16 protein-coding genes are annotated in these 15,893 nt (G+C 28.6%); 6 read left to right on the forward strand and 10 right to left on the reverse strand.

Going from position 1 to position 15,893, the window contains the following annotated elements:
• Positions 1-381, forward strand: a complete 381-nt coding sequence (locus tag HRT41_10315) for a helix-turn-helix transcriptional regulator (protein NQY24420.1) — start codon at positions 1-3, stop codon at positions 379-381.
• 15 nt (positions 382-396) lie between these two features.
• Here the strand turns inward: HRT41_10315 and ftsZ are convergent, their stop codons facing one another.
• From ftsZ to HRT41_10345, 6 genes are all read right to left on the reverse strand, one after another.
• Complete coding sequence (ftsZ, locus tag HRT41_10320; GenBank protein ID NQY24421.1) at positions 397-1,527, reverse strand: cell division protein FtsZ; 1,131 nt, start codon at positions 1,525-1,527, stop codon at positions 397-399.
• Positions 1,527-2,912, reverse strand: a complete 1,386-nt coding sequence (ftsA, locus tag HRT41_10325) for a cell division protein FtsA (protein NQY24422.1) — start codon at positions 2,910-2,912, stop codon at positions 1,527-1,529. Before ftsA ends, ftsZ begins: the two co-directional genes overlap by 1 nt.
• Positions 2,913-2,928: 16 nt before the next feature.
• The gene (locus tag HRT41_10330; protein NQY24423.1) at positions 2,929-4,398 is read right to left on the reverse strand and encodes a SurA N-terminal domain-containing protein; all 1,470 of its coding nucleotides are present in this window, start codon (positions 4,396-4,398) and stop codon (positions 2,929-2,931) included.
• 70 nt (positions 4,399-4,468) lie between these two features.
• Complete coding sequence (locus HRT41_10335; GenBank protein NQY24424.1) at positions 4,469-6,778, reverse strand: AAA family ATPase; 2,310 nt, start codon at positions 6,776-6,778, stop codon at positions 4,469-4,471.
• Positions 6,778-7,167, reverse strand: a complete 390-nt coding sequence (locus HRT41_10340) for a hypothetical protein (GenBank protein ID NQY24425.1) — start codon at positions 7,165-7,167, stop codon at positions 6,778-6,780. Before HRT41_10340 ends, HRT41_10335 begins: the two co-directional genes overlap by 1 nt.
• Positions 7,167-7,511, reverse strand: a complete 345-nt coding sequence (locus HRT41_10345) for an arsenate reductase (glutaredoxin) (GenBank protein NQY24426.1) — start codon at positions 7,509-7,511, stop codon at positions 7,167-7,169. The genes HRT41_10340 and HRT41_10345 overlap by 1 nt, the downstream gene beginning before the upstream one ends.
• A 118-nt stretch (positions 7,512-7,629) precedes the next feature.
• On the opposite strand from HRT41_10345, the gene HRT41_10350 reads away from it, so the two are divergent.
• From HRT41_10350 to mrdA, 4 genes are all read left to right on the forward strand, one after another.
• Complete coding sequence (locus tag HRT41_10350) at positions 7,630-9,936, forward strand: flagellar hook-length control protein FliK (protein ID NQY24427.1); 2,307 nt, start codon at positions 7,630-7,632, stop codon at positions 9,934-9,936.
• A gap of 1 nt (position 9,937) precedes the next feature.
• A complete protein-coding gene (locus tag HRT41_10355) occupies positions 9,938-10,222 on the forward strand; it encodes an EscU/YscU/HrcU family type III secretion system export apparatus switch protein (protein ID NQY24428.1) in 285 nt (94 codons plus the stop codon).
• A 72-nt stretch (positions 10,223-10,294) separates the two neighbouring features.
• Positions 10,295-10,735 (forward strand): hypothetical protein, encoded by a 441-nt coding sequence (locus tag HRT41_10360; GenBank protein NQY24429.1) that lies wholly within the window; start codon positions 10,295-10,297, stop codon positions 10,733-10,735.
• Positions 10,732-12,507, forward strand: coding sequence for a penicillin-binding protein 2 (gene mrdA / locus HRT41_10365; GenBank protein ID NQY24430.1), 1,776 nt, complete (start codon positions 10,732-10,734; stop codon positions 12,505-12,507). The genes HRT41_10360 and mrdA overlap by 4 nt, the downstream gene beginning before the upstream one ends.
• A gap of 3 nt (positions 12,508-12,510) precedes the next feature.
• On the opposite strand, the gene HRT41_10370 is transcribed toward mrdA, so the two are convergent.
• A complete protein-coding gene (locus HRT41_10370) occupies positions 12,511-13,287 on the reverse strand; it encodes a transporter substrate-binding domain-containing protein (protein NQY24431.1) in 777 nt (258 codons plus the stop codon).
• A gap of 166 nt (positions 13,288-13,453) precedes the next feature.
• Between HRT41_10370 and fliP the strand changes: the two genes are divergently transcribed.
• The gene (gene fliP / locus HRT41_10375) at positions 13,454-14,182 is read left to right on the forward strand and encodes a flagellar type III secretion system pore protein FliP (protein NQY24432.1); all 729 of its coding nucleotides are present in this window, start codon (positions 13,454-13,456) and stop codon (positions 14,180-14,182) included.
• A 37-nt stretch (positions 14,183-14,219) separates the two neighbouring features.
• On the opposite strand, the gene HRT41_10380 is transcribed toward fliP, so the two are convergent.
• Genes HRT41_10380 through HRT41_10390 form a run of 3 tightly spaced genes read right to left on the reverse strand, consistent with a single transcriptional unit; the run spans position 14,220 to position 15,887 of the window.
• Positions 14,220-14,681, reverse strand: coding sequence for an N-acetyltransferase (locus HRT41_10380; GenBank protein NQY24433.1), 462 nt, complete (start codon positions 14,679-14,681; stop codon positions 14,220-14,222).
• Positions 14,671-15,273: a YihA family ribosome biogenesis GTP-binding protein gene (locus HRT41_10385; protein NQY24434.1), complete on the reverse strand. Its 603-nt coding sequence runs from the start codon at positions 15,271-15,273 to the stop codon at positions 14,671-14,673. The genes HRT41_10380 and HRT41_10385 overlap by 11 nt, the downstream gene beginning before the upstream one ends.
• On the reverse strand, positions 15,273-15,887 hold the full coding sequence (locus HRT41_10390) for a lipopolysaccharide transport periplasmic protein LptA (protein ID NQY24435.1): 615 nt from the start codon (positions 15,885-15,887) through the stop codon (positions 15,273-15,275). The genes HRT41_10385 and HRT41_10390 overlap by 1 nt, the downstream gene beginning before the upstream one ends.
• Positions 15,888-15,893: the final 6 nt, after the last annotated feature.

Here is a 15,893-nt window from a genome sequence, read left to right on the forward strand (position 1 = left end):
ATGAATAATAAAGCATATACTGAGCCCGTTTATTTAATCTCTGCAGTTGCAGAGATATTAAGCATTCATCCTCAAACCTTAAGACAATATGAAAGAGAGGGATTTGTCAATCCCACAAGAAGCAATGGGAAAATACGCTTGTATTCTCAAAAAGACATTGACCACATAAAATATATATTAACCCTAACAAGAGAATTTGGTATTAATTTAGCAGGAGTTGATTTGATTCTTCAGTTAAACAAAAAAATCAAAAATATAGAAAAAGAGCTGGACGAATACAAAGAAAAATTTAAAAATATTGATAAATATGCAGTGGTACCATCAGCAAAAGCTTTAGTTGTTAAAAAAAGCTCTTATGATATGATTGTTTTTGAAGAATAAAGAATAGTTTATAAGTTATAAACTATACTGAACGACATAATCCCTCATTAAAGGAGGAGTATCAAGATAATTTTCATCATCACTTGATATTTTTGTTTTATTGGGTGTATTTTCTTCTTCTTTTTTTGAACTTGAGCTATTAATACTTTCAAAACCTGTTGCTACAATAGTAATTTTTACTTCATCTTTTTCCAAGGTTTTATCAGAAGTTGTTCCAAAAATAATTTCTGCATTTGAATCTATGGTTTCATGGATTTTTTCCATTACATTATTAATAGCAAACAAAGAAATTTGAGGATGAATATTAAAGTGAATTAATATCCCCTTAGCTCCACTTAAAGAGACTTTATCTAATAAGGGTGACTCAATAGCATCTTCTAAGGCTTTAATAGCAGCATTATCGCCTTTAGCTCGCCCAATACCCATAAGTGCCATTCCACGATGTTGCATAATAGTTCTTACATCAGCAAAATCCATATTAATATCTGCATTTCCAGGATTAAGAATAACTTCACTCATTCCATTTACCGCTTGATATAAAATATTATCAATAATTCTAAAAGCATCTTTCATTCCAACGCTTTCATCAATAATATCCAAGAGCCTATCATTAGGAACTACAATAATAGAATCACTTACTTTTTTAAGTTCTTCAAGACCTAAGTTTGCAAGCCCTGCTCTTTTTTTACCTTCCCAAGTAAAGGGTTTAGTAACAACAGAAACAGTAAGCGCTCCAATTTCTTTAGCAGCTTTTGCTACAACAGCAGCAGCTCCTGTTCCAGTTCCGCCACCTAAACCAGCAGCAATAAATACAATATCAGCGCCTTTTAGTGTATTTTTTATATCTTCATACGATTCAACAGCCGAATCTCTTCCAATTTCTGGTTTCATACCAGCGCCTAAACCTTTAGTAAGTTTTAAACCCAATTGTATTTTTTTAGGAGCTTTTGAAATATGCAATACTTGTAAATCCGTATTTGCAACAATCAAATCAATTTTATGGCTTCCTTCAGTTATCATATGATTAATCATATTACAACCTCCGCCCCCAACACCTATTACAGAAATTTTTGCAACATTATCAGATAAGGTTTGGGTAGGCATTTTAACCGTAATATCTTCTACATTAAATAAATTATCACTCATTAAAACCACTCCGATACTTTGGTCCAGAAACTTGAAAGTCCTTTTCCTTTTTTGTCTTTTGAAAGCTTAGGTAATAAAGTCTCTTGCTCATTTATAGTATTTTTTTCAACTATTCGCTCTTTTATATCAACTTTTTCATTAAGTTCTTTGCTCATCATGTTTTGATTGTGAACTTTGTTTTTTAATACAAGCTGTTTTCTAAGCACTTTATTTGAATCAAGTTCAAAACCAGCACGATTATTTAAAGAGTAAAACAATAAACCAACAATAGTTGATAAAGTAGGATCTTCAAAATTTATATAACCATTTTTGATACTCATAGGGTTAGATACTTTAATAGGGATGTTTTCAAATACCAAAGAAGATAAATGTTTAATTCCTTTTAACTGATTAAGACCACCCGTTAAAACAATACCAGCACCAATACGTTCTTGAATACCACTTTGTTTAAGTCTGTCTTTAATAAGAATCAGAACTTCTTCTACTCTTGCATGTATTATTGTTTGTACATAATCTAAAGAGACTTCAGAAGTATTTTGTTCATCCCCAATGCGAGGAATCTTAACTTTTTTAATAGCCAAGTCATCATTAAGAACAGTAGGTAATAAGTTTCCATACTTAAGTTTTAACATCTCAGCAGCATTAGGAGGAGTATGTAACATAACAGATAAGTCATTTGTAATATGATTTGAACCAACAGGTACAAAATCATTAAAAATTACAGAAGAGTTTTTATAACAAGCAACTTCTGTTGTTGTTGCACCCATATTAATAACAATGGCTCCGAAGTCTTTTTGTTCTTGGTCTAATACAGATAAAGCCGTTGCATAAGAGTCCAATACAAAATTTGTAATTTCTAAGCCTGATTGGCTTAGGGCTGATTTAATATTTGTTAAAGCCGTTTTTTTAACCGTTGCTACATATACAGAAGCTTCTAATCTAGCTCCATTCATATTCAAAGGATTTTCAACATCCCCTGAATCATCTACTTTAAAAGCAATTGGAACTACATGTAAAACTTCATATTCAGGAACTATTGTTGCATTGTATAAAGCCATTTGTAAAACTTGGTTAATTTCATTTTCAGTAATTACGCCATTGGGAACATTAACCGATCCCATAGAGCGAATACCTTTAGTATGCGCTCCTGAAACAGAAACAACTGTAGATTCTATTGGATTTGACGTACTTCTTTTTGCTTTAGAAATTGCATTTTTTATTGAATTAGATGCTTCTTCAATATTAATTATGGCACCTTTATTAATACCATAACTGTCTTCAATTCCTGTACCTAAGATATTTATCTTAAGATCCAAATCATTTTTTGCAATAACTGCTGTTATAACAGAAGAACCAATATCTAATGCTAAAAGAGTTTTATTCAAATCATTTCCTTCTTAATTATTGTGCAGAAGTATTATCTAATGCTGATCTAACTTCATAAATCTTTTCTAATTCACGAACAAAGTTATTCATTAATTCATTGTCTAACAAAGAAACAATTGAATTTTTAACGTTTTCTTGTTCTTGTGCATTTGTTTTAACTAATCGAGAATCATTGATTCGGTATAAAACAATTTTAGACCCTAAATCAATTATATCCTCTTTATTTTTTTGCATAAACAAAGCAGATAAGAATGTTCGTGCTTCTTGTGCATTAAGTGCTTTAATTTTGTTTACATCGTTTCTTGATACATAACCAATATTTTCACCCTTAAAATCTTTTAATCTGTCTTTTGCCAATTTTTTCAAAAGATTCTTTTTTTCATTTTGAATATAAACAGGAGTTACTCTTCCTTTTGCATCTTCATACGATAAAGGCTCTGGCGCAATTTTTTTGTTCATTTTAATAGAAATATACTCATTCTTATTTAAAAAGGGTTTAATATATGCTCCAATAGCAGCATCACTTAGTTTTTTAATATTACTCGCAGAATAATCTAAGCTGTCTTCATGTACCCGAACATTTGCTTCAAAATCAATTTTTGCTTTTTTTGCTTTTAAATAATTCTTTAATGCAATTTTTTTCGTAGCTTTTACATTTAAAGCACGAATTACATCTGTTTTTGCTTCATCAAAAGATTTTAATTTACCATCAGATTTTTTAAAATCATATTTTGTTACTTCAAACTCTGCTTCTAATTTTTCATCGCTGTAAATATTATTAAGTAAAGCTGTTTTTGTTATTGAAATATCATAGGCTTGCGCACTTAAATAATCAAACTTATTTTTATTCCAGAATTCTTCAACTTTTTTAAGATCCAAATCAAGAGCGATATTATTAATATTTAATACTTCAATATTAATTTCATCTTCTAAAAACATTAATGAACTTAAACGCTCAATTTGTTCATCTGAGCTTTTTACTTTAAACAATTGTTCTACTTTTTGAAGTAAAATGTTTCTTTTGATTGATTCTTCAAAAACAGTAGGTGTTGTTCTGTTTTGAGACAATACTCTTACATAAGTATCTTTATCAAATACGCCATTAATAAAAAAAGCATTCATTGATAAAAGCTCTTTAATGACTTCCTTTTGTGTTACACCCAAGCCTAAAGAATCAGCATAAGACAAAATAAGGTTTTTTTGTATTGCTAAACGCAAAGCAGCATCTGACAATTTTAATGTTCTTGCCATTTCATCATTGAATTGTTCACCAAAAATACTTGAGTATTGTCTGTATAAAGCAGAGTATTCTCGTTGGTGTTCATCAACTGAAATTTCTCTCTCCCCTACTACTGCTACAGAAGCACTTTGTTTCCCGAAATCATACGAACCCCAACCAACAAATCCAGCGCCTACAAAAGCGATTGTACTTATCCAGATAGTTACTACTAACCATTTTTTATGTTTTTGCATCCAAGTTATCATAAAACATTATCCTCTAAAAATTTTTAGTCATGTTACATGAATATTTCTTGCTTTTTCGTTAAATTATGCTTTAAAGTAAGAAAGTTTTGTTCTTATGCTGCAAATGCAAAATATCATTAATAACAGACTCTCTTTTTGTACTCTCTATTCGTGTGCATGCTGTTTTAAATGCATCCTCTTCTCCTACAATATAACACATCTTTTTTGCTCTTGTAATTGCTGTATAAAGCAGTTTGGTATTGTGCATTATGTAATGAGAAAAAGTCATAGGAATGAGTGAGTTTTCATATTCCATACCTTGGGTTTTATGAATGGTTAAACAATAAGCAAGAGACAATAAAGAATCCATTTCATCAAAACGATAAAAAACAACCATATCATCACTGGGATATAAAATAATACATAAACTTTCTTCAAAATCAAGTTTAATAATCAAACCCAATTGCCCATTAAAAACGCGTTTTTGTAAAAAATCAGAAGAACCACTTTTATACATACTCATACTTTGAGCTTTCATATTCTCATTTTTTACATGTATTACTTTATCTCTTAGTTTATATTCATACATTTTTCCTTGAAAAGACTTATCTTTTGAAAAATTAAAGATGGCTTGAAGTTGACGGTTTAGATTCTCAACCCCTAAAACACCCGCTTTCATAGGGGTAATAATTTGGTATAAACTTAAGGCTTTTCCTATGTTTTTATTTTTAATTAGTCTATAAAACTCTTCAATATACGTAGCTGAAATATTCACAATATTTTGTAAAATCAAAGAAGTATTATCTTGTCTAAGTTCTGAGAAATCACTAGCTGAATACGAATTTTTAGCAGCATAATAATTGTCAATTGAAACAGGCACAAAAGAGAAATCTTCATATTTTTCTTTATACTTAGGTACTTTACCCTGACGTATGTCATTTGCAATAAGTGCAATAGCTTGATCTTCATTTTGTCTGTAAATTTTTGTTAATTTACAAATAGGTGCTAATTCATACTTAATAGAGTCTGCTAAAATATTTCCAGCCCCAATAGCAGGTAACTGTCCATCATCTCCCACAATTATAAAAATAGTATCATCTGCAATTTTTGAAATAATTTTATAAAACATAATAGAATTTACCATAGATGCTTCATCCAAAAGAATCACTTTTTGCTCAAAAAAATCTTTCTCTTTATTTTTCATTAACAAAGACTGAATGGTTGAAGATGTATACCCCGTAGTATCCGATATACGCTGTGAGGCAATACCACTTAAAGCAATAGTAATAATATCATCATAAGAAAACATTTCTTCTAATAACTCTAAAAGAGCCCTAGCAGAAGTAGATTTTCCCGTACCTGCATATCCTATTAAAAAAAGTGTGGTATGCCCTTCATTGACTAATTCAACAGCATCTTTTTGTTCTTGGCTCAAAATAAAACCCAGCGTTTTCTCTTTTTTAGTTATGTACTCATTAAAATTTGAGACAATTTTTTTTAATTGTTTGTTTTCTTCTCTTTGTTTAAAAAATTCTAAAATTCTTTTTTCTGCATTGTATAAAATAGAAGGAGAGAAACGATTAAGTGTTGTTTGATGAATTTCTTCATCCCCTAACATCTTATTTAAGGCTTTTTCATATAAAAGCTCTTCGTTCCTAAACCGTAAAGAATCATCTAAGAGTGTAAATAAATGTGTTTTATCAATCGATGAGTTTCCATTGTTATCGCAGTATTCTCTTAAGGTATAATTCATACATGCCATAATTCTAAAAGAAGAACGTTCATCAATACCAATGGAGCGCGCAATTTCATCCGCTCTTTTAAAACCTATACCTTTAATATCAATCAGGATATAAGGGTTTTGTTTTATTTTTTCAATTAAATTATCTACTTCAGGGTATGCCTGATATATTTTTGTTATTAAATTAGAAGTAACCCCATATTTGGCTAAAAATGTTCCCAGTTCTCTTAAATGCTGAAACTTTTGCCAAGAAGTAATAATAATCTTTAACTTTTTTTCGGATATTCCTTTAATTTTTAAAAGTTCATTGGGATTTTTATTAAAGATTTTAACCAGTTCTTCTTCGTTGTATTTGTCCAAAAGCATATGGGCTGTTTTTGAGCCAATGCCTTTAACAATTTTTGTCAAAAAGAAATACAGTTCTGCTTCTTTTATTTCAAGCGTATCAAAAGCGAATTGAATTCCATACTTTTTATGAGTAATCCAATTACCTGTAAGTATGATTTCTTCCCCAAGGATTTTTTCAATATCTGTATCTACGTAAATACCACAGATTTTTTGATCGTTCTCTAAAACAGCAATACAATAAGAATTTTCTGCATTAAAATACAGTACTCTTTTTAAAACTCCTGATAATTTAAACGTTTTTTCATCACTCATTAATATTCATCATCAAATTTTGCATTTTTATGCTTGTCTTTTCTATAAGAACTGTTGTTTTTTTCTTTTTGCAGATTATTGGCTTCTTTTAATAAAAGATTTTGCATTTTATCTTCATCGGCTATCTCAAATCCGTCATTATCATCTTCTTCTAAATAAACGTAATACATTACTTTTTCAATAAAACGTTTTAAATGCGTATAATACGTAGAATTTAAGTCCATTGTTTCTGCTCTGGATAAATCTTTGAAGTTTTTTATGCATCTTTTTTTAAATAAGTCTTCATCAAAATTTTCTAAGCGTAACAAACTCATTGTTCTTGTTAAAAATTTTTCTAAAACACGAATATATTTTATTCTTTTTTGTTTTTCATGAACTTCAATTTGCATTAAATTAAATCACTTAATTTTTCAAAAGGACGTGCTAATACTGCTGCGTTTTCTGTAATAATTACAGGACGCTGAATAAGCGTGGCATTAGCGTTTAAAATACTAATCAATTCTTTTTCATCCAAAATAGAAACAATTTTTAGTTCCTCATATAAAGCTTCAGTACTTCTAAATAAATCTTTTGCTTTCATCCCAGAGAGCTTAAGAAAGTTTTCTATTTCTAGGATACTTGGTGTATTTTCTAAGTACTTAATAATTCTTATGTTTAGATTTTTATTTTCTAAATAAGTCAAGGCTGCATTTGATTTAGAACATGCCTCATTGTGCCAAATTGTTACGTTCATTCATTCTCCAAAGTAATAGATCTTATATTTTCTTTATTATAGCAAATAAAATTTAATCCAAGATTCTTTCTTGTAATAATTTACACCCAGATACTTTTCTATTATGTTATACTATTTTATGTTCATTTCAAGTAATTCATTATTAAATATAATCATTCCTAATGAAAATAAAGTACTTAAAGAAGCCTTGCAAGAAGCAGATAAAAAAGGTTTAAGTAACAAAGCAGCTTCTAATGTGCAAGATGTTTTAAAAAACCTATTTGGAAAACTAAGCAAAAACAATCAAAGCTCAAACGACCTTAGTAAATTACTTAAAAACTCTTCGGTATTTAAAGATTTAGGACAAATATCTAGCAATTTAAAACAACTCTCACAACACTTAGAAAATACACCAAGTTTGAACAAGTACAGTAAAAATATTGAAATTTTTTTAAAAGACATTACTCAAGTAAATGATAAAACGCTTAAAACAACACTAAATAATTCTGGGATTTTTCTAGAATCAAAACTATCAAAACTAAACAAAACGAATAATTTACTTCCAAAGGTACAAGAAGTACTGCTAGAAATTAAAAACGCATTAAAAAACAATGATTCAAAAGAAGCAAAAAATATAACTAAAAATATTGAAGACTTATTAAATACAAAAAATATTCCTAAAGAAGTGTTAAAACAAACACTTTCTAAGATAAGTAGCCAATTAACACATATAAATCAAAACTCTCCACTTAAAAATGTTTTAGAACTAAACAATAAATTAGAAAAACTAAGCCAAAACATCTCTTTATTAACATCAAAACAAAACAATCACCTAGAAATAACAGAAGAAAAAACACAGCTTCAAAAACAAACAAAAGAAGTATTAACCAACTTAAAAACAGAATTATCAAAAGAGAGCGTGATTGATAAAACGCATTTAATCAAAGAAATAAACAAACTTTTACAAAAAGACACCTTTACTTTTACGCAAAACACTACAAAAGTAGTTTTACTTAATATCCTTTCTACTTTAGAGAAAAATACGCAACTTGAAAATAAAAATCTTTTTTCAAATATCAAATCTTTAATTAAAAATATAGAAACAAACATAGAAAGTAAAAATGAAAATATTCAAAAACAAAGTAAAACCTTATTAAATACTAGCTTTGATAAAATAAGCAGTATTACAAAAGAAAACTTCCAAAACAGTATTACGCAAATCAAAACACTAATAAAAGATGAAATGCAAAAACCTCTTCTTTTAAAACAAGTCCAAGAAAATAGTGATGAACTACAAAAACCACTTCTGCTAAAACAAGTCCAAGAAAACAGTAAAAATGTTTCTTTAAATAATGATAAAAATATTCCTTTAAAAAATCAAAATAATTCTTTCATCTCTAATAAAGCCATAGAAAAAAACAATGACATACAAATGCCAATAAAGAATACAAGTAAAGAACTTTTATTTCATGCAATTAAAATAATTGAAACAAAAATTGATTTCCCTTCAAAACAAATACTTGATCAAATAAAAACAATACTAGGAAATGAAAACAGTGTTTTAAAAGAAGATTCTACAATAAAAACTAAGATAAATACTACAATAAACGAATCATTTTCTAAGCTAAAAACCCATATCAATACTTTAAAGAATATATTAAGTACAAGTAATATTCCAAATAAAGTTGATTTGGTCAATATTATGGAAAAATTAAGTCTTACTTCTTCTTTACAAGATTTTGTAGAAACAAGCAAACTTAATAATACGATTTTTAGCAATAATTCTACTTCTCTTGATTCTTTAATTAAAAATCTTAAAGACTTTATATCTGCTGCATCTTTTGGAAAAGAGCAAGATATTTATAAAGTTGTAAAAGAGCTTGAAGAACTAAATAACAATAATAAAAACTTAACAAATAAAGATATACCTGCGATTAAAGATGATTTAAAAGCAAGCTTATTAATGATGAAAGAAGATATGCTTTCACATAATATATCAAAAGAAGCAGTAAAACAAATAGATAAACTTCTGGTTCAAATTGAATATCAGCAACTTCTGTCTTTAAGTACTCAAAGCTCTAGTATTTATCTGCCCTTTGTATGGGATATGTTAGAAGAAGGTACTATCTCTTATAAAGAAATAAAAAAAGATCGTTTTTTTGTAGAAATCAATTTAAGCCTAAAAGATTTGGGAAACTTACGAATCCTCTTAGCTTTATACGATGAAAACAAACTAGACATTACTTTATATGCGCAAAAAAATTCTTTTAGAAACTTATTTAATCAAGAAATTAAAAGCCTAAAACAAGCCATTAATAAAGCAGGTTTGATACCTAATAATATTAAAATCCTTGATTTAGAAGAAACGCAGAATAAAAATAAAAGAGAAAATTTGTATTTACGTTCTTTTAATGAACTTTCTCTTGGTTTAGATATAAAGGCTTAACATGCAAGAAGACAATTCAAAAAAGATTCTAAAAGCAGCCGCTTTACAATACGATTCATCTTCAAACATGGCACCAAGAATAATTGCAAAAGGAAAAGGAGAAACAGCAAATAATATAATAAAAATTGCAAAAGCCAATAATTTACCCATTAAAAAAGACGAAGATTTGATAGAACTCTTAAGTAAAATAGATATAGATACTGAGATTCCAAATAATATGTATAAAGCAGTTGCGGAGATATTCTCTTACATCTATGAATTAAATCAAAAACACAAAGAAAAATAGAAAAACTTTAGATTTTTAATGTATTGCTTTAAATTTTCTTCGCTATAATTATCAAAAACAAAAAGACCACTAATGCACAAAAGTATTTTAAACATACCTATTATTATTTTTTTTATTTGTATTGCTGCTGTACTTGTTAATATTGTATCCTCCATTTATTTTATATCTATTATGTTCCTTGGCATAATCTTTTTAGCTTTTGAACAAAGTTTAAAAAACAAACAATATTACACCTTAGGTTTAATAGTACTAAGCTTTCTTTTTTTAGAAATCAATATGGGTTTTACGCCTTTTTCATTGTCTTTATTGGCTTTTTTTTCGCATTCTTTTATCCTTCCAAACTTAATACGTGTTGTTTCTTTCTCAAATGTAAGTAATTATGTTCATGTATTGTGGTTTTATTCTTCTGCGCTTGTTTTGTTTTCTTTAAGTAATGATATTTCCTTTAGTCTTATTTTTAGTATTTTGCTCAATATTATTATTGATCTTATTATTGTAGGTTTATTTATATGAAACGATTAAATTATATAATTATCTTTATTGTGGCTGTATCGTTTATGTTATTGGCAAGAGTCTATTTTTTAAGTATTAAATCCAATACGTATTATGAAGAGTTATCCAAACAAAACTATATAAAAAGAATTTATAAAGTACCTTCAAGAGGTATTATTCAAGATAGAAATGGTGTTGCTCTTGCTATTAATAACCTTGGTTTCTCTATTAATATAGAACCACATTTACGTTCAAAAAAAAGCAAAAAGCGCTTATTGAAACTTTTAGCCCTTATAAACAAACACTTTCCAAAGTTTGAAAAAGACAAACTCTTAAAAAAATACATCAAATTAGATTCTGCTTACAGACACAATTATGTAAAACTTGTTGATTACATACCTTATGATGATTTTTTTGGAAAATACACTGTTTTTAATGCAACACAAGGACTTAAGGTTGAATCAGCGGTAAAAAGACATTATCCTTATAAAAAAGTAGCTTCACATATCATAGGTTATGTGGGGAAAGCATCCAAAAAAGATATCAAAAAAAATCCAATGTCAAGATATTCAGGAATTATTGGTAAAAATGGTTTGGAAAAGTATTACAATGAAAAACTACAAGGAAAACTTGGTTTTAAAGATGTAAAAGTAAATGCTTTAAACAAAGAAATTGAAGTACTTGATGAAAAAAATGTATCGTTAAACAATAACATACAAATAAGTATTGATATAAAATTACAAGCTTATGTTCATGAACTCTTTGGAGATCAAAGTGGTTCCATTATTGTTATGAATGTCAATAATGGAGAAATACTAGCAGCAGGTTCTTTTCCAGAATTTGACAATAATATTTTTGTGGGAGGAATATCGTACAAAGAATGGGATATTTTAAAAAATGATTTTAATCACCCTTTTACGAATAAAATTGTAAATGGTTTATATCCTCCTGGTTCTATTTGGAAAATGGGAGTTGCTTTATCTTTTTTAGAAAATGGAGTGAGCCCTGGATATACTGTTTATGATGAAGGTTTTGTAACCTTAGGAAATAGAAATTTTAGATGTTGGAAAGAACATGGACATGGAAAAGTAAATTTTAGAAAATCTCTAAGAGAAAGCTGTGACGTTTTTTATTATAAAGGCTCTCAAAAAATTGGAATAGATAAAATATCTGCAACCATGAAAAAATTTGGTTTTGGTGCCCAAACAGGTATTGATCAAATCAATGAGTTTGTAGGAAACAATCCCAATAAAGAATGGAAAAGTAAAAGATACAATAGATCATGGGTTAAAGGAGAAACACTTATTTCTTCTATTGGTCAAGGATATACCCTAACAACACCTATTCAAGTAGCACGTTACACAGCTTATTTAGCAACAGGGAAATTACCAAAACCTCATTTAAATAAAAACAATTATGAAGAACCAATAGAAATTCCAATGAATGAAAGTTATCTTAAGATGGTAAGACGTGGAATGTATGATGTGGCTAATCATAAACTAGGAACTGCTTATTGGCATACAAGAAGCTCAAAAGTAAAAATGGCTGCAAAAACAGGAACAGCACAAGTTGTTTCTATTCCACAATCTGAGAAAAAAAGAATGAAAGAATCTGAACTGGCTTATTTTCACAGGTCACATGCCTGGTTAACCTCTTATGCTCCTTTTAAAAATCCAAAATACTCCATTACACTTATCGTTGAGCATGGAGGTCATGGAGGGAGTGCTGGTGGAAAAATTGTCTCAAAGATTTATAATAGAATGATTGAACTTGGTTATTTAAAAGCAGACTAAAACTTATCTTGGCCAAACTTCTGGTAGTTTGGAAGGAAGTTTTCTAAACCATTTTTCATAAATATTAGCATAGGTTCCATCAAGTACAGAATCTTGTAGTATTTCATTAATCTCATCTAAATAATTGGATTCATTTTCTATTACACCAATACCATAAGGTTCATAAGACAAAATATCATCCAATACTTTGAACTTTCCCCTACTCTCAATAGCTTGTAATGTACACCAAGCCAAATCAGTAGTAATAGCATCCAAAAAACCAGCTTTTAAGGCTCTTAACGCTTGTGGATATTCATTATAATAAATCATTTTAGCAGAAGGAAGTAATTTTTTAAAATTTCCTCCAGAAGTAGCCCCTTTAATGGCCCCAATTTTTGCACCTTCATACTGGGTATAATCTTTTCGAGCATCATTTTTTAGAACCAACATAGCTTGGCCGTCAAAAAAATATGAAATTGAAAAATCAATATCTTTGTCTCTGCTTAACTTATGTGTCATAGATGCAATTACCAAGTCAACGTCATTGTTTACTAGAAGTTTAATTCTGTTGGTTGATGTTACTTGTTTAAAACGTACATCAACATCAAGTTTAGAAGAAATATATTTAACTAAATCAATATCAAAACCGTCTATTCTTCCATCTTCATTAATAAAACCAAAGGGTTTAAAGTCGTATTTAACACCCGCAATTAAAAAACCCTTGTCTTTTATATCTTGTAATTTATCAGCAAACACAGTGCTTATAAATGCAAACATAATAAAAAATATAATTCTTTTCATAATAAACCTTTTTTTAATACCTTATTTATAAAAATTAATAGAAATTTTTCTTTAATTAATAAACAAAAAATATAAAATTAATTGTAACATCTACATTTTATTGATATTTTCTTTAGCTTTAATGAATTTTTTGTTAATATTCAGATATTTTTATTTAGGAATTTTATTGAAAATTATTTTATCCATCATTTTATTATCATTTTCGCTCTTTGCAGCAGATCAAGCGCCTTTTATTAACTTATCTGTTTCTGCTATTGACGAACCTGCGCAATTTGTAAAAACAATAAATATTGTAATCATTTTGGCTATTTTAGCGTTAGCACCTACCTTGATTTTAATGGTCACATCGTTTACGCGATTAATCATTGTTTTCTCCCTTTTACGACAGGCTATGGGATTACAACAAACCCCTCCCACACAAATTATTATATCTTTGTCGCTAATTATGACGGTATTTATTATGGAACCTTATGGGAAAAGAGCGTGGAATGATGCGATAGTTCCTTATATGGACGAAGAAATCTCTTATCAAATAGCTTTTCAAAAAGGAGTTAAACCTTTTAAAGAATTTATGATTAAAAATACAAGAGAAAAAGATTTGGCCCTATTTTACAGAATAAAAAAAGAAGAAAATCCAAAAAATATAGATGATGTATCTTTAACTATTTTAATGCCTGCATTTATAGTAAGTGAGCTTAAAACAGCTTTTGAGATTGGTTTTTTAATCTTTCTGCCATTTTTAGTTATTGATATTATTGTAGCTTCTATTTTAATGAGTCTGGGAATGATGATGTTACCACCTGTTATGATATCCCTGCCCATAAAACTAATCTTTTTTATTGTAATTGATGGATGGACACTAATTATAGGGAATCTGGCCCAGAGTTTTAAATAAGTTCTTTGATATAAAGAACTTATAGCTTTAAAGACTCTTAGAGGGTGTAAAGAAGAGCAATCTCATCACAAACAGGGAAATGTTTGCAACGTGCACAATCTGCCCAGATTTTGTGCTCTGGCAAATCTGACTTATTAATTTCTTTAAAATCTAAAGCTTCAAAAAAACCTTGTTTATAGGTTAATGACAGAATTTGTTCTAAAAATAACTCTTTTGCTTCTTTTTTACAGGCTTCAACCAGTTTAAATCCAAGTTTTAAGCCTCTGAACTGTTCATCAACAATTAAAGAGCGAACTTCTGCAAGTTTTGGGGAATGAATATGCAAAGCAGTAAAACCAGCCAATACTCCATCAACCTTTACACAGGTATAAGATCTAATATTAGTAGCCATTTCATCTTCTGTTCTTAAAAGAATGGTTCCTGAATCAACTTCTGCTTTTACCAATGCTTGCATACTTTCTATGTCTAATACGCTTGGTTTGTAAAATTTAACTTCCAAAAAGGTATTCCGTAATTTTATTTTGTAATTGTTCTAAACCTCTTTTTTTCAAGTTAGAAACAAATATTCCATCGGGATTTTCTCTTTTTAGTTTTGCCAAATCATTTTGTTTTAGTTTATCAATTTTTGTAAACGCATTAATAATAATTTGATCGCCTCTTTTAATTGACTTTAAAAAAGCATCTACATTTTTATCAATGGCTAAATCTTTATGTCTGGCATCAATTAAGTGTACAAATATTTGCAAACAGGGTCTTTTTTCAAGATATTCAGTAAGGTTTTTATTCCATTCTTGTTTAAGTGTTTTAGACACTCTTGCATAACCAAAACCAGGCAAATCAACAAAACGCGCATATAAATGCGGTGTTTCTTCATTGTCTGTTTTAAATTTTATATTAAAATAATTAATTAACTGTGTTTTACCAGGCGTAGAAGAAGATTTTGCTAAACCTTTTCTATGTGTTAAGGTATTTAATAAAGATGATTTTCCAACATTTGAACGCCCTAAAAAGGCAATTTCAGCCATATCTGGACTGGGGGAGTCATCTATTCCTTGTGCGGATTCTAAAAAACTTGCTTCTATAATTCTCATTACTTTTTCTCTTTTGTACTTTCTATTGTTTTAACTGTTTCATTTTCTTCAGTATTATTTGTTTTTACTGTTTTTTTTTCTTCAGTGCTTTTTATTGTTTCTTTTTTTTCAGTTTTTTTAGTACTTTTAGTACTCTCTTTTGTTTCAATATTAATAATTAAACGAACAGGTTTTTTATTTGTACCTTTTATTTTAGCTTTTCCAGTTGTTAAATTAATAAAGATTTCTTCTCCACTTAATTTAGTTCCTTCTATTTGTTCGTCTAAAGTACCATTTCCAAAAATTCTATATTCTTGTTTTAAGGGAGAATAAATAATCTTTTTTCCAGTACCTATATAATGTTTATCTTCTGTAAATATAATAAACTTTGCATTTCCTGTTGCTATATAACGCAAAGGAGTTCTGGCTTTTTTCCCCTCTTTAGCTGTCATATAAATAACCAACTTGTCTGAAAAAAGTCTGTCTTTTCCTCTTTGTAACTTAACATTTCCAGTAAAAATACTAAGGCCTTCTTTGTCTTTTGCTTCAAATGTTTTGGCATCAATAATTAGCTTAGATGTCTGCGCATATATTGTACTTGTACACACAAAAATAAATATTAATAAAAATCTCATAAAATT

It is taken from the genome of Campylobacteraceae bacterium (assembly GCA_013215945.1).
Lineage (GTDB): Bacteria > Campylobacterota > Campylobacteria > Campylobacterales > Arcobacteraceae > NORP36.

Excerpts from the sequence above, each read along its gene's own strand:
- HRT41_10315 (NQY24420.1), top strand. The coding sequence starts at position 1 with ATGAATAATAAAGCATATACTGAGCCCGTTTATTTAATCTCTGCAGTT.
- ftsZ (NQY24421.1), bottom strand. The coding sequence starts at position 1,527 with ATGAGTGATAATTTATTTAATGTAGAAGATATTACGGTTAAAATGCCT.
- HRT41_10330 (NQY24423.1), bottom strand. The coding sequence starts at position 4,398 with ATGATAACTTGGATGCAAAAACATAAAAAATGGTTAGTAGTAACTATC.
- HRT41_10335 (NQY24424.1), bottom strand. The coding sequence starts at position 6,778 with ATGAGTGATGAAAAAACGTTTAAATTATCAGGAGTTTTAAAAAGAGTA.
- HRT41_10340 (NQY24425.1), bottom strand. The coding sequence starts at position 7,167 with ATGCAAATTGAAGTTCATGAAAAACAAAAAAGAATAAAATATATTCGT.
- HRT41_10345 (NQY24426.1), bottom strand. The coding sequence starts at position 7,511 with ATGAACGTAACAATTTGGCACAATGAGGCATGTTCTAAATCAAATGCA.
- HRT41_10350 (NQY24427.1), top strand. The coding sequence starts at position 7,630 with ATGTTCATTTCAAGTAATTCATTATTAAATATAATCATTCCTAATGAA.
- HRT41_10355 (NQY24428.1), top strand. The coding sequence starts at position 9,938 with ATGCAAGAAGACAATTCAAAAAAGATTCTAAAAGCAGCCGCTTTACAA.
- HRT41_10360 (NQY24429.1), top strand. The coding sequence starts at position 10,295 with ATGCACAAAAGTATTTTAAACATACCTATTATTATTTTTTTTATTTGT.
- mrdA (NQY24430.1), top strand. The coding sequence starts at position 10,732 with ATGAAACGATTAAATTATATAATTATCTTTATTGTGGCTGTATCGTTT.
- HRT41_10370 (NQY24431.1), bottom strand. The coding sequence starts at position 13,287 with ATGAAAAGAATTATATTTTTTATTATGTTTGCATTTATAAGCACTGTG.
- HRT41_10385 (NQY24434.1), bottom strand. The coding sequence starts at position 15,273 with ATGAGAATTATAGAAGCAAGTTTTTTAGAATCCGCACAAGGAATAGAT.
- HRT41_10390 (NQY24435.1), bottom strand. The coding sequence starts at position 15,887 with ATGAGATTTTTATTAATATTTATTTTTGTGTGTACAAGTACAATATAT.